Raw genomic sequence first — 14598 nt, 5'->3', positions numbered from 1 at the left:
CTTATAGAAAAATAATCAAACTTTGTACTTTGAGGGTAAAACAGCGGTACAAGGTTTGTATTATGTATGAACGCTGTAGTTTTTTTCTTCATGCCTTGTAGTAACAATAACAACTTATGCTGGATTCTCTCGGTGTTTTACAAAGCATGGGCTTATTTTATTCTCTTGCATAAACATTCTGCTCATTGAAACGAGTTTCAAACTTTTCATTAATATCCAGTTTTTTATTGATATTTTGCTTTCTCCACATCGAAGGAGAAACACCATACCATGCTTTAAAAGCACGATTAAAGGAAGTTTGGTCTTTATAAGCAAGTAAATAAGCAACTTTTGTTATGGATAAATTTTGGTTTTGCAGATATTTTTTTGCCAAATTTTGCCGAATATTACATAAGATTTCTTTAAATGATAAACCTCTATTTTTTAAATATTTTTGTAGTGCTCTTGCCGATAGATTTAATGACTTTGCGATAGAGTGAATTTGAACATTATTATTCTCAAGTGCTTGCAACATACTCAGATTAACTAACTCTAAGAATGAATCTTCCTGAGGCATTTTACTAAGTAATATATCGGCATGGTCAAATAAAATTTCTAAAAGAATAGGATCATAGTATTTTAATTTAGTTTCCAGTAGTGAGCTGAGTATCACAATCCGAGTTTGACTTGCATCAAATTGAATTGGGCAGTTAAACAATTGTTGGTATTTTTTTATATCATTTGGCTTAGGGATCGCAAGTTCTAAACGATGAAAAATATTTTCACCTGAATCAATGAGTTGTTTTAAATGATGAAAGAGCACAGAAACCTGTATTTCTTCAACAACTATCGTTTCTTGAGTATATAAACCTACTTGTAAATAAGCGGGTTTATCCCATGAGATTGAAAAGTAGTTTTCATCAAGCAGAACTTTTTTAGGGATATAATTGAACCATAGCTTTTCGTATCGACTCAGTATTTTGATGTAGTCTGCTAAAGTATTACTTGACTGCGCCATATACGCTACGATACCCATATGTTTTGGCTGGACTAAAGCACCAATGTCTAATCCCACGCCAGCTTGAGGATATTGTGTGTTGATTTCTTTTATCCGCCTGAGCCATTCTCCAAATGGAATATGATCATTTAAATGGTAGTCAGTAGGGTTTGAAAAATCTAACCCTTTTTTTTTACAAAAATCATCTAATAGAAATGCCATACCCTTATTCACACTTTTTATTTTAAAAAAAGTTTTCATGGATTCTCCCCATATCATTAGATATTTCTATGTATTTATTTTTTATTTAAAGTAATCAAACAATTGTCGTTATATGCGATGTATTCATTTTCTTTAAAGCTGCGAGGAGATTTGAATGGTTAAAATAGATAAACGTTCTCAGCTATTTTGGTGTCATTCAAATGAGAATGATGAATTCTTAACGCTTTGCCTTAAAGAGTTTGAATAATCAATTGTGTTAACCGTCAATAATGAATCGTTTTATTTTCTTAATCGTATTGAATAGAAAACTGAGCATTTGCATTTGCAATGCCTGCTAAGGCTTGTGCTTTGGTCACAATATAATTTGCATAAAATATCGCTGAAACATTGCCATTGATGTCTGTACTAAAGGCTTCGCTTTTCTTGCCTAAAGCTAATCTTTTTTTATCTTGATCTCGAATTTCTATGGCAATATTTTCAGCTTTATTGGCTAAGGCATCGAGCGCTAAAAGTTCAGAATTTTCAGTATTTCGGGGCCCATCAAAAGTGATCGTCACAGAACCATTTGGCGGACAGTTACTCATCTCAAAATGAATCGGGGTTGGCTTTGATTGACTACCTATACTAGGTAAGTCTTTGCTCGCAACGCTTCCAAGCTGAATATATTTATCTTGTTCAGAACTTAACACGCCACATGTTGCTGTAGTTACGATCCCTGAAAGTTCAATATTCACACGACCCAGCTCTACATTGGTATTTTGAGCATGAGAGAGTTGATGAATATTTAAACAACATATCATTGTGGCAGCAGCCATATATCTTGCTTTATTTTTCATTGGTTTCTCCTAATCAAAATCCACTCTGAGATATCCTCTAGACTTAAACGGACCAATTTCTGGTTTATTTCCAGTGATACTGACAGGCCAAGCTTTGATGGTCACATTTGCTGGCTGTTGATTGAGATTAAACGGAATCACACTGTTGATATTGTTGGGCAATAACACATTGTCGTTTTGATCTGACATCTTAAAGCCAATATCTGGATTATCTGAGATCATCATATCTCCAGTGGCTTTTTCAGCTTCAAGCCGAAGTGTCAGCATTGCTTGGGCATCAATATTGGTACATTGAATTGCTAAGGTATGACTCTGTTTATTGACATTGTTGGGTTTATTGCCAGGACCAGCCTGACTAAAGGCATAGGCTGGAATTTCCCCAAACTTAATTTCTAAAAAATCACCTGTGCCAATTTTGCAACTTTGTGGAACCGAAATAGAGCCACTGTAACTAATCTTATAAACAGGGATACTTAATGGATCTGCTGAACCCGTTGTGACATATACGGTAAACATGGTTTTTTTAGGGATAGGCACAAAGTCAATAAAGGGTTTAATCACTTTGAGGCGAAAGGTAAAGTTTGAATCCCAAATACCAAAGGGTTGGCCTTTACTTACATTGGGATCTGTACCCATCTGTACATAATTTGCAGGGGGGTAAAAATCTCCCGCAAAGCTATCGGTAATTTTCATAGCACCGACTAAATAGTCGTTGATCGGTAAGTATTTATATCGATCAATCGTTTCTACGACAGAGAGGTCGGAAACATAACTACGCATGGTTCTATTTCGACTAATATTGGAATTATGAGCAGGGCAGGTTCCATAAACTTGCGAAGAAAAATTCTTTTTAAGCTCTACAATTTTACCTACAGCGTTATTAGAGCTGCTGAAACTATTGGATAGATCATAAAAAACTTCATCCACAACACCATTTCCTTTACTGTTCCAACAGACAACTGCAAAAGATGGAGCTGAAGCAAGTAGCAACATACTGGAAATTAAAAGCTTAAATTTCATATGATCTCTCCTTATTGACATTCAAGATCAAATTGAATAACGGGTTTGCTAAGGTCCATGTCTGAAATATCGTAGTTTGCCAAACATTTTCCTTCAGCAGATTCGCCCCAATTCACTTCCAAGGTGCCTTTGAGCGGAAGTCCAGTTAGATAAACCCGGCCATCGTCTGCAACGATGCTGGTGGCTGAACTTCCTTTTTCAATCACACTGCTTGCATACGGGATAAACTTGCCGTTATGGGATAACGTGATAAGTGCTCTTACACCTAAACTGGTGTTAAACGTTGCTCTGGCAATCGCCCCTTTAATTGGGACGACATTTTCAACGTTATTGCTGATTTCGAGATTATTACTGAACGTATTTGAATTCAGCGCAACACGATTGGCACGATATTCAGTTGCATAAGGAACAATGGCATATCCACGCCAATCGGTTTTAACGCCTGTATAGTTTTCGATATTTACACCTTTGGCACCGGGTGCTTTAACCAAGATTGAGGTGCTCCCTAAAGGCTGACCAAAGGTAATACCATCACGGTGCGCTAAAATGCCACCAGATGCATTATAGGTAAACTGATTTGAGTTCTTTTCGTAGCTATAACCTGCACCTACTGTGCCGTAACTACCATTGTAATTTAGGCTGACTGAACCAATATCACCTTGCTTACTGACTTGTCCCTGATTGATGCTATAACTTAAATTTCGATCTTTCAGTAAGGTGCCACTTAAACCTGCCATATAGGACTCATTACCATTTGAATTTTGTGTGGTCGAAAAAGTGCTGTATGCATTTTGGATTGGATGATTACGGAAATTGGCTTTCGGCCATAACTTATCCAATGGGAAGGACAGATTCATGGCATACATGGTGTCACTCTGATTAATCTCAGAATATTTGTTACGGCTGACTGAGAATGAGTAATTCAGTGCTTTCCATGAGTTTGCATAACCCGCTTGAACCCATTCATTTTTTTTGTTGGTATCCCAATAGGTTTGCTGATTGCCTGAGACAAATAAAGAACCATAGTTTCCAAGTGAATGTGAGATGTTGACTTCAAAGCGACCTTTTTTAGAATTATATAAATTGTAGTAATCCGTAATGATTGGTGTATTGGCTTGATTTCCATCTTGAGTTTCGGAAACGTGATAACCACTCATACGATTATAAGCAACATCATTTAAGGTATAGAAACCCTTGGTCGAATAACGATAGCCTAATAATTGGAAGGTTGTCCCAGAGCTTAATAATGATTTTGAATATAAAAAACGCAAAGACTGTCCACTGCTTGAGGATTGATCTGCCAACTCACTGTCCGCATGGGTAAGGTCAAAAGACAAAGCCCCATAATCTCCAAGGTTGGCTCCTAGGCCCACCAGAGCACTCTTATATTTATCTGACAATTGCGTCCCAGCATAAACGGAAATACCATTTTTTAAACCGTGAATTGCAGTTGCCTGTAACAATGAAGGATTATCTTGAGAATCCAATCCACTGCGGTACTCACCCACTACTAGACTATATTTAGTGCGTCCTTCACGTTGTAAAACAGGAAGGCTTGAATAGGGCACTTGAAAGCTTTGAATCGAACCGTCATTTTCTTCAATGGTAACCAAAAGATCACCACTGATTGAGGTTGGATTTAAATCTTGGATAAGGAATGGTCCGGGTGCGACATTTACCTGATGAATCACAAAACCATTTTGTTTAATCACTACTTTTGCATTGGTTTTTGCAACCCCACGAACAGTAGGTGCATAGCCTTGCTGACTGTCAGGATACATTGCCTCAGAAGTTGACAAATGTGCGCCACGGAAACCAAAGCTATCAAATATTTCGCTACTTGTTGAACCGTCACCAAGCACCAGTTGGCTTTTTAAAGGAATAATTGTTTTTTGTACATAGGTGTTTAAATTATTCCATTGATTTGTGGTTTTACCATTGTGCGAATTAGCGTTAAAACTACCTGAATGTCGGAACTGCCATGAGCCAATATTGAGTCCATTATCCAGACGTAAAAAGAAACTGTTGGTATCTGTTTTAGAGTTGTCATAGCCCGAAATATTATAGTTGGTATAAAAGCCGTTGATCCCTTCATCCCATTGATCGGGTGGAATATAGCCGCGAATTTGGTTGCGTAAAGAAGCTTGCGGTAAACTGATCAATAATTTTTGTTTATCAAATTGAAAGTGGCTATTTGCACCTTCAATAATTGAAATAAAATCTACACATTGTGGGTTTGAGGTAGACAATTGCTCGTATTGGGCAATATTGACCCCAAATCCCTGCAATGTTTTGCTGTCTAAACACGGAAATAACCCAGTTGTATCTTGAATGCCTGATTTTTCAATAAAATTGATGTCGCGAGTAAACGCGTATTGATCATTGACATACACATCAACCCGGTACACGCCTGGCAATTGATGGGTCGATTTCTCAAATCTGCTTAAATCAGAGATTTGTGAATTGGATAAGTTATCTGTTAAAAATGCAGGGTTAAAAACCTGTTCTGCATGACTGGTTCTTGGGACTACGATTGAAATCAGCATAGTCATTGCGATACCCACTGGATATCGCTTGATATGTCTCCTTACGCATACAACATTGTATGGCATTGAAAATAGACTATTCATAATTATTACTTCAGTTCTAAATCAACTTTAGCTGTTAAACCACCGTAATCATTGACCGTTTGATAACTCAGTTTATTACCTGAAGTCGCTGAAATTTTTGTTTGGGCAAAAGGACTCGCCATCACATTTGGCACTTTTTGGTTATCAACAAAAACGTTCACAAAAGAAACATGATATGGAGATGGATTGTTAACCATGATTCCTTCTGCTGATTTTGAAAACTTAAGCGTTTCTAATGTGGCTTCAGGTTTAGTTTTTAGATTTATCGGTCTTACAAACAGTTTGATTCGAGATAAAACAGCAAGTTGTAAAATATTCTTGTCAGTCAAAGTCGATTTATCAATCGAAGGAATTGCCTTAACATTGACCCAAAATACCGACTCTCTATCTTGTGGTAAGTTAGTGGCAACATTGACAATTCTTAATGTATTTTCGCTATTTGCTTCTGCGACAAATAAGGGAGGAGTAATAAGAAAATATTTTGATTTTTCATCTAGATTATTTTCAATCCACGAGTTAATTAAAAAGCGTTCTTTATTGTTGCTGTTGACAATAGCCAATGAAACTTGCTTGGCATCGGTTGGGTAAATAACACGAGTTGCTCCAAGTGATATACCCCCAATAATATTGTTATTGCCCCAGCTGGTGGATGCTAAGCAGGCTAAGGTTATACTAAGAACACCATTTTTAAATAAGTTCAGTTTCATATAAGTCCTTAGAATTCATTTATGGATAAAAAACAGAAATTAAAATATTCGATGCTTGAGCGGATGACTTTTCTGAAGTTTGGTTGAGGAGAATACCAATCCTATTTTTAGCGAAACTGTCATAACGTTCAGGTCGATCAATTTGTCGAATAAATTTCTGATCCAGACCGGTCTGTTCAAGACTTTGAATGTTTAATTCTTGATTAATATCAAAATCATTTCTTGCTTTTGGGTCTGTATAAAACATCTCATGTGTTGGCTTATTTTGTTCAGATAGACCAATGGCGAGATTGTCGTAGATGCTTACAGGGCATAATGAAAAATTGATTTGAATTGGAGAATTGGGAGTTTTAATAGATACAGCAGCATTATTCTCAATTAAGATTGAACAGCTTTGATTTATCAAAACTCCCTGAAAATGAGCTCTTCCACCAAATACATAACTTTCTGCGTAAATATGAGTACTTACTAATATTCCAGCAATCAGGGTTATATACTTTTTCATGGTAAATAAGCTCATGTAATCAAATATTTAATAATTATCTTAGGCAGATAAATTATTCATATTTCACTACAAAAGTTGCATCAGCATTTGCTTGACCAGGTGTAGATGCACCTGTAGCTACATAGCGTGCGCTGAATTGAAGTGTGTTATCACCTGTGATCAATGTTTTAGGTGTAGAAAAACTTGCACCCGTAACACCTAAGATTTTTGAAGTGTCATCGGCAATCTCAATCCCTACATTTGTTGCAGCAGTAGAGTTTGTACCACCAGCAGCAACTGAAAGTAAGTTTGCATTAGACGTTACAGACTGACCATAAAATGCAACAGCTGCAGTTGCTTGAACTGTTGGATCACAGTCAACAAGTTTGATTTGGAACGGTACTGGAGTTGTTTTATCGCCAGCAACAGCTAAACGTGCAGTACGGTATTGACCTAAATCAACAGTTTGATTTGAAGATTCTGTACTTACAGCACATGCTGCATTTACGATTTCACCAGTAAAATGTACTGTACCACCGTTAACAGTTACAGGATCAGCAGCAAAAGCTGAAACAGAAAGTGTTAAAGCAGATAAAGTTGCAGTACTTAATAGAGCTAATTTCATAGTAAAACCCATTCATTTTAGAAGGTTGATTTTTAATATTTATTTAAAATCATTTTTTATGATTTCAATAAATTACACTTAGTCGCACTGTTTAATAAAATAGTAATGTACTTATATAAATGCAGGGTTATAGTGACGTACATCACAATAAATAACTTTGTATTTTGTGCATAATTAATTTGTATTTGACGACCTTATCTCTTTTTATGAAAAGTATATGAATTAATGTGATTATTTTAGAGGGCTTTTATTAGATGTGTTGGGTAGAACGTCGTTGCTTAATATTGATAAAACTTGCTATGTTTTTTTTGATAAAAATGATCATTGAATGGATGGATATAATATTTTATTAGAATTAAACTTTATTTAATATCAAATGTTTATTGTTGAATTTGGATATTGGAAGCACTCATGATGGACTGATCTTATTGAATATTTGCTTTAGCGTGCTAATGGCTTAGAGTTGGGATAATGCGATAGGAAAGATGCTTGAAGCAGTTATTAATAGCAGAGGAGTTCAGCTTTTTAAGGGTATGATTAAGTATTCGCTAAGAGGTAAAGCGCTTAAATGCGATCTATTTCATGAAATTCACCAGTAATCATAAAAAGTATTTACTACATACAATGAAGGTTTACTGATTAAGTTTAAGCATGAAAAAATAAACCGCTTTGAGCATTCTGGCTGGGAGCTAATAGATAGGTCATTATTGGATGATCAATGTAAATAGAAGACTATAACTAGATCACAGTAACCTTCTCGGAGGACAGACTTGACCCATAAAGGGCAGTTGCATAACAACAGCAATCAAAACTAGACGAGTTATATAACGGTTTATTGTGGATAGCGTTTTATTTTTTAATCTGAGAAGGCATTCCAATTTGCGCAGCCAAAGGCGAAAAAATAACTTTAATTGGAGAGTTCGCCTGGCTATGCTGTACATCTGGCCCTATATAATTCTTGCCTTGAGATGTTGCAAAACTACGATGCCACACACTAAGTTCAGTGTCTGACAACCACTCTATGTGTAAAGCATTATCCTTTGCGCCAAAGTCGATGGTTCTTACATCAAATTGCGCCAATGCATAAATAAATGATCGACATTTTTCAGTTTCACCTTTTTTTAGAACTGAAACCTGAACTTGTGTTGCACCACCAAACATGACATCGTTGGCTCGGCACTGTAGGACTTCTACATGAAAACGTCCATCGGGAGAGGGCAGATCTCTGATCAGCTTATTTACACTGTTGGATTGGCATGCAGTGAGTACAATTGGCACTATGAGTAAAGTAAATGTCCTAGTCAGTTTCATTTTATTCCTTTGTATATCAATACATCACGATTTTTCTTTTATGTCTTCATTCAAATCGATCAGTTTGCTCCTGCTTTTAGAAAATCAGTTGAATTATTTTTCACAACTTAATTTGATCATCTTATCGCATGAAATATTTACTGGCGATTTAATGTCGTATGCAGTGTTAGAGTTTATCTGAATTTTTTTAGTTTTAAAAATATGTTTTTGTATTGATTTTTCACATGATTTAATTATTGTGTTTAGCCGTTCTGTATTTAATCTTACTGGTAATGCTTATAGAAAATTTAATGAATAAAAAAGGGCTTGCAGAAAAAAGTTGTAGAAGTTTTAATCTAAGTTTGAACGTTAGATAAAATATTAACATTCCATCAATCGGAAAATTGATCATATATTGTTTGTTTTTCTAAGTGAAAATCATTCAATTTATTGATGGTTATTGGCCATGAGGGCTTTTATTATGTTTAAAACATTCACGATCGCAGAGCAACACTATTTAAAACAATTCATGGGGATTGCAAACACGCTTGTGTTGGCGTTTGTTGTTTTGATGTGGTCAGGCCATGTGGCCGCAGAGGGCAATTGTCCTCCTGGTTATTATCCAATTGGTGGGCAAGGCTTGCAAGGGTGTGCACCGATTCCAAGTGGCGGTAGTAATGGTGGTGGCGGTGGTGGCACATATAAATGGGAACCCTCACTTTGGGAAAAACGTTGGGGCGCGATTGCTGAAGATAAGGCAGCACCTTCTCGACCTACAGGTTATGCCCAAGCGACAAGAACCGAACGTGGGGCAAAAAAAGTAGCCTTGGAAAATTGCCAAAAAAAGGGAGGTAAAAATTGTGAGGTCATCTTTACCTATAACAATAAATGTGTTGCCTTGGCTGATCCGACTCAAGGTGGTCAAGAGTCTGTGATTAGAATTGATCGTACGCCCGCAGGCGCCAAAGCATTAGCTGCTTATGAATGTCAAAGTAAAAACAAGCAAGAGTGTAAAGTGGTTTACTCAGCATGTAGTACTTATTACGAGCCGGGCGCCAGTATATTTTATTGGTGGTAATACATAGCGGTTCTGCTTTAAGTAACATCGCCTATTGTGATAAACCCGAGATAAGTATTTGAAGTAAAATATATTTAAATAAAAGATCGGATCTTTTTAAAGGATAAAAATGATGAAAGCGGTTAATTTTTTACTGGGCAGTATTTTAGCTTTGCCCTTGTTTGCACATGCAGATGCCTTGAAACTGCAAAAAAGCACACAGGAATTTGATCAATATCGTGGTCAAATTACAGTAAATGGAGAATATTCATATTATTTTGATGATGAAGTGGCAGGTGATGTTATCTGTTTTCATCCCAGTGCGCCTTCAGATCAGTTGATACCGCGTAAGCCGGATGATCGCCGTTCACGCTGGTTTTGTTTCAATGATACTCAACAGGCAGCTCAGGCATTGAAACTCAACAAAAGACCCAAGGAAGGCTATATTGGCTATACAGGACATGCAACTGTAACGGTTGGAGAATATGCGGTTTATAAGGGCGAAAGTGATGGTACTGATCTGGCAAAATTGGTATCAGTCGAAAAAGCAGATACCCCAAAACTAGTTAAAAGCTCTGGTTATTAAAGCGTATTGTTATCGCGATGTTAAGTACATATTTAAAGGAAATAAATCATGAAAATCTTTAGTTTTTTATTGGCAGGTATACTGGTCACGCCAATTGTTGCACAGGCAAAAACACCACAACAATGGGCTGAGTGTGCCGATAAGGTTGGGCGTACTATCGATGTGCAAGAAGTTGGTAATATCGGCTATGAGTCAGAAATCAAAAGCAAGTGTGGTACACGTCCTGTTCCAACAACGGGTATGGCGAAACCAGATGGTAAACACCCACATGACGTTATACAGGCAGCACCTTGGAAAGCTCGTTTTCAGCAATTAGTTGGCAAATCATATGCAAATCTCACTTCAGCTTTAGTGGTATCCAGTGCAATGCAGCGTCAGGGTGATTGGCTGGTAGGCAGTGGTTATGACCCACGTGGGGCAGGTTCGAGTAAGGCCGTCATTGCGATCAATACCAAAACAGGTAAAGTCATGGCGGCTTATTCAGATACTGAAGATGGTGTTAAATTCTTTGGCTTTGATGAAAATACTAAAGGTGTTCCAAGTAAATTTTCACAATGGGTTGCGGAAAGTGCGGCGGGTTAATTTGCAAAATGATCATGCAACTTGATCCTTAAGCTTAGTAATGTATAAATAACCGTAATTAATAACTATTCGAATATTAAATAATGATGCAGTGAGCTTAGCGCTATAAAATGGTGAACATTTTATGTCTAGTTTTCTGCATCTTTGTCAAAGCAACTTGCAGCTTGATACATTTTAAATTAGTCATTTTTTAAATTAAATCACCCGTGCATTGTGTCGAAATTTTTTTGATTTGTGCCGTATCGAGTTCTAAGTTATCCCATTTGCACATTTGTTGAATAATCCATTCAAAATCATCTGGTTTTGGTCGGTCCTGTGTACCAAAAGAGCGAATAATATTTTGTATTTTATGAAACGCATAGGTATGCACTAGATGAGAACAATTGAAACGGATGATGTCACTCACTTCTAGCATATGCCATATGGGTTGTAGTGATTGCAAGGTGCTTAAATCATGTTGTGCCTTTTGAATCGCCGTCTGCAATGCATTTAACGTATTCGGATGCTTGTTTGCCCATTCATGGGTGGTGGCTAAAACTTTATCCGCCACTTCAGGAATAATCTGTTTACTCTCAGCAATTACATAACTATAACCTTCAATCTGTGATTGGATATTCCACGGTTCACCGACACAAAATCCATCAATGAGTTGTGATGAAATCGCATCCACCATATAGGAAGGGGGCAGTGTGGATGGTTGGTATTTTTTTGCCAAGTCTGGATCTGCCAAAGCCAACCACTCTCTTAAACAATAATGGTGGATGGACTGTTTAAATACATGGGCCAGTTGTATTTTGTCGCCTTGTTTTAAGGCTTGAACTACTTTCACTGCTGACGCTTGCGCAGTATCTTGCGTGTGAATTTTTAACTCATAGCAGAGTTTTTGGCTCAAGCTGATAAATGCACGATTGGTGCTCAACACCAATGAGGTTTGTAAGGGAATACCCAGCTGATCATTGCCTGTCGCAGCAGCGGGAAGCATGGCAGAAAGACAATGTGCGGCATCTAAAATGCCAAAAGCTAAACGATCACGTAAACTGGCCCAAGAAGGCTCTTTCACCAACCTAACCTTCAGACCTTGCTCAGTAAAATAACCTTGATGTTGTGCCCAAAGTATTGCAGTGCAATCCAGCAAAGGAATATAGCCTAATTCAATGTCCGTGGTTTCAAGTGTGTTCATTGTTTATTCCTTGAAATTTGCTTGGAGCAAGGCTTGAGCATCGATTAACTTTCTTGCCATTTCCCCCATGGTGATACGGTGACTCATGGCGTTTTTTCGTAACAAACTGAAAGCTTGTTCTTCTTCAATTTGATGCATCTGCATCAGCATCACTTTGGCTTTTTCAATATCTTTACGGTCAGCAAGTTTGCTTTTGGTTTCATTGAGATCTTTTAAGAGCTTTTTATGTTTTTTAAATTGCTCAATCGAAATTTCTAAAATACTTTCCAGTTTTTCAGGATCAATCCCATCAACAATATAGGCGGTTACACCCGCTTCAATAGCACTTTTGATGGTGTCTTTTTGCGAGTTTTTAGTGAAAAGCACAGTGGGTAAATCAAACTGACTTACACAGCTTTCAATAATATCTCGATGTGGATGGTCCATATCCAGCAAAATCACATCAGCATATAAGTGATGAAGATCGGTACTATTTAAATGGTCAATCATCAGACATGCGACCACCTCGAAATCATGTTCGATCAAAGAGGATTTGATAAAAGATGCCCGCTCTATATCATCATCGATCAGGGCAATTCTTAATTTTGGCATGTCGCTACTCAAGTATGTCCTGACATGAACTTTCAGCATATAAGCAATTTAGATGCCAATATGTCGCATGAATAGTGCTGTTTTAAAGCATAGTCACAGAATGTTAAAGAAAATTGATGCACTTTATTGACGCAATTTGCCTTCTAAACATGCAGTTTTATGATTTACATTTTATCCGTGCGGATAAAAAGCATGAACGTGTATCACAGGATAAAGGTACAACTATTCAATCATAAGTACTGAGTATTCAAGCAAAATAAAAAATTAGATATTTAGAAATATTAAACTGGCATGAACTATGCATAGTTTAAATCAAGTCAATGAAGACTTTCAAAATTTGTAAGACGGCCAACGACGTCCGTTCTGATCGTTACTGATATGCCTCGTGCATAACAGCAACTTATATGCGTTCAGTTCAGGAGATCGAAGCTATGTCTTCAAATTTAGATGCGAAAAAAGCAACAAAGATTCATCTTTTCAATTTTAGCAGTGCAGCAATGCGGGCCTTCCATATGAGTTGGCTTGCTTTTTTTGTCTGTTTCTTTGCATGGTTTGCCTGTGCGCCGTTAATGCCTGTTATTGCAGGTGAATTCCATCTCACCAAAGATCAAATCGCCAATATTAATATTGCTGCTGTTGCAATCACGATTGTAGTGCGTCTGATTGTTGGTCCTTTATGCGATAAATATGGCCCACGTAAAACCTATACCGCATTATTGATTATCGGCAGTATCCCTGTATTTGGGGTGGCATCAGCCAATAGTTATGAGTCTTTTCTATTCTTCCGACTCTTGATTGGCGCAATTGGTGCCAGCTTTGTTATCACCCAATATCACACCAGTATTATGTTTGCACCAAATGTCGTAGGCACTGCAAATGCAACCACAGCAGGTTGGGGTAATGCAGGTGGAGGCGCAACTCAAGCCTTGATGCCTTTGATGCTCGCAGCATTGGTGATGTTCGGTGTTGAACAAACCATGGGCTGGAGAATTGCACTAATTGTACCTGGTGTGATGATGTTAATTGTCGGTGCAATGTATTGGAAGTTTACTCAAGACTGTCCACAAGGTGATTTTAAAGAGCTTCGTGCACAAGGTCTGCATGTGGGGAGTGATAAAAAAGGCGGTATGGCAATTTTGATGCATGCTGCAAAAAACTACCGCGTTTGGATTCTATTTGGTGCTTATGCAGCGTGTTTTGGTATTGAAATTTTCATTCATAACATTGTCGCAATGTACTACGTGGATCATTTTAAATTTGGTTTAAAAGAAGCAGGGATGGCAGCAGGGATTTTCGGTTTACTTGCACTGTTTGCCCGTGCGCTTGGTGGTATCGTTTCTGACAAGGTGGCGACTAAAAAAGGTCTCGATGGTCGCACGAAAGTGTTGTTTGCCATGATCCTGTTAGAAGGCGTATTCCTGATTGTCTTTTCACAAATGAATACCGCGATTCTGGCGATTCTGGTCATGACCGTATTTGCTTTATTTACCCATATGGCCTGCGGTGCGACCTATGCACTGGTTCCATTTATTGATCGTGATGCTTTGGGTGGTGTGGCGGGCATTATCGGGGCAGGCGGTAATGTCGGTGCTGTTGCTGCGGGTTTCTTATTAAAAGGCATGTTGGATATTCAAACGACGCTGATGGTTTTAGGTGGTTTGGTAGTGATTGCTGCAAGTTGTGTATTGATGATTCGTTTCTCGGTTGAACATAAAGAGAAAGAGCAAAAGTTATTTGAAGCTGCTGTACTGGAGCGAAATAGCATGGAACAAAATGCTGTAAGTCTTAAACAAAACAGTGCGACTTAATTGA

General features: G+C 37.6%; 14 protein-coding genes. 4 read left to right on the top strand and 10 right to left on the bottom strand.

What is annotated here, in order from left to right; all coding sequences use genetic code 11:
* Nucleotides 1–157: 157 nt before the first annotated feature.
* The 8 genes from AC4CVF_RS13350 to AC4CVF_RS13315 form a co-directional block, all read right to left on the bottom strand.
* Nucleotides 158–1237 carry a helix-turn-helix domain-containing protein gene (locus AC4CVF_RS13350; protein ID WP_336952643.1) on the bottom strand — a complete coding sequence of 360 codons (1080 nt, stop codon included), beginning with the start codon at nt 1235–1237 and terminating at the stop codon, nt 158–160.
* Between the two features lie 248 nt (nt 1238–1485).
* Complete coding sequence (locus AC4CVF_RS13345) at nt 1486–2034, bottom strand: fimbrial protein (protein WP_336952642.1); 549 nt, start codon at nt 2032–2034, stop codon at nt 1486–1488.
* 9 nt (nt 2035–2043) lie between these two features.
* Nucleotides 2044–3054 (bottom strand): fimbrial protein, encoded by a 1011-nt coding sequence (locus AC4CVF_RS13340; RefSeq protein ID WP_336952641.1) that lies wholly within the window; start codon nt 3052–3054, stop codon nt 2044–2046.
* An 11-nt stretch (nt 3055–3065) separates the two neighbouring features.
* On the bottom strand, nt 3066–5684 hold the full coding sequence (fimD, locus tag AC4CVF_RS13335) for an outer membrane usher protein FimD (RefSeq protein WP_483770166.1): 2619 nt from the start codon (nt 5682–5684) through the stop codon (nt 3066–3068).
* Between the two features lie 5 nt (nt 5685–5689).
* On the bottom strand, nt 5690–6391 hold the full coding sequence (locus tag AC4CVF_RS13330; RefSeq protein ID WP_490789592.1) for a fimbria/pilus periplasmic chaperone: 702 nt from the start codon (nt 6389–6391) through the stop codon (nt 5690–5692).
* A 19-nt stretch (nt 6392–6410) separates the two neighbouring features.
* The gene (locus tag AC4CVF_RS13325; protein ID WP_336952638.1) at nt 6411–6896 is read right to left on the bottom strand and encodes a hypothetical protein; all 486 of its coding nucleotides are present in this window, start codon (nt 6894–6896) and stop codon (nt 6411–6413) included.
* Nucleotides 6897–6948: 52 nt separating this feature from the next.
* Nucleotides 6949–7500 carry a type 1 fimbrial major subunit FimA gene (gene fimA / locus AC4CVF_RS13320; protein ID WP_016539504.1) on the bottom strand — a complete coding sequence of 184 codons (552 nt, stop codon included), beginning with the start codon at nt 7498–7500 and terminating at the stop codon, nt 6949–6951.
* 849 nt (nt 7501–8349) lie between these two features.
* Nucleotides 8350–8811 (bottom strand): hypothetical protein, encoded by a 462-nt coding sequence (locus AC4CVF_RS13315; RefSeq protein ID WP_336952636.1) that lies wholly within the window; start codon nt 8809–8811, stop codon nt 8350–8352.
* Nucleotides 8812–9271: 460 nt separating this feature from the next.
* On the opposite strand from AC4CVF_RS13315, the gene AC4CVF_RS13310 reads away from it, so the two are divergent.
* From AC4CVF_RS13310 to AC4CVF_RS13300, 3 genes are all read left to right on the top strand, one after another.
* Complete coding sequence (locus AC4CVF_RS13310) at nt 9272–9868, top strand: DUF4189 domain-containing protein (RefSeq protein WP_336952634.1); 597 nt, start codon at nt 9272–9274, stop codon at nt 9866–9868.
* 109 nt (nt 9869–9977) lie between these two features.
* The gene (locus AC4CVF_RS13305; RefSeq protein ID WP_419328435.1) at nt 9978–10433 is read left to right on the top strand and encodes a hypothetical protein; all 456 of its coding nucleotides are present in this window, start codon (nt 9978–9980) and stop codon (nt 10431–10433) included.
* 48 nt (nt 10434–10481) lie between these two features.
* Entirely contained in the window at nt 10482–11015 is a 534-nt protein-coding gene (locus AC4CVF_RS13300) for an Ivy family c-type lysozyme inhibitor (RefSeq protein WP_336952631.1), read from the top strand.
* Between the two features lie 190 nt (nt 11016–11205).
* Here AC4CVF_RS13300 and AC4CVF_RS13295 read toward each other — a convergent pair whose 3' ends face one another.
* Both AC4CVF_RS13295 and AC4CVF_RS13290 read right to left on the bottom strand, forming a co-directional pair.
* Nucleotides 11206–12195, bottom strand: a complete 990-nt coding sequence (locus tag AC4CVF_RS13295) for an ABC transporter substrate-binding protein (protein WP_336952629.1) — start codon at nt 12193–12195, stop codon at nt 11206–11208.
* Between the two features lie 3 nt (nt 12196–12198).
* On the bottom strand, nt 12199–12786 hold the full coding sequence (locus AC4CVF_RS13290; protein WP_490789591.1) for an ANTAR domain-containing response regulator: 588 nt from the start codon (nt 12784–12786) through the stop codon (nt 12199–12201).
* Between the two features lie 431 nt (nt 12787–13217).
* On the opposite strand from AC4CVF_RS13290, the gene AC4CVF_RS13285 reads away from it, so the two are divergent.
* The gene (locus tag AC4CVF_RS13285; RefSeq protein ID WP_336952625.1) at nt 13218–14594 is read left to right on the top strand and encodes an MFS transporter; all 1377 of its coding nucleotides are present in this window, start codon (nt 13218–13220) and stop codon (nt 14592–14594) included.
* The last annotated feature ends 4 nt before the right edge of the window (nt 14595–14598 follow it).

Source organism: Acinetobacter sp. LipI_19, from assembly GCF_058242925.1.
Note: the sequence above shows the minus strand (reverse complement) of the source record. Positions and strands in the feature narration are given on the sequence as shown.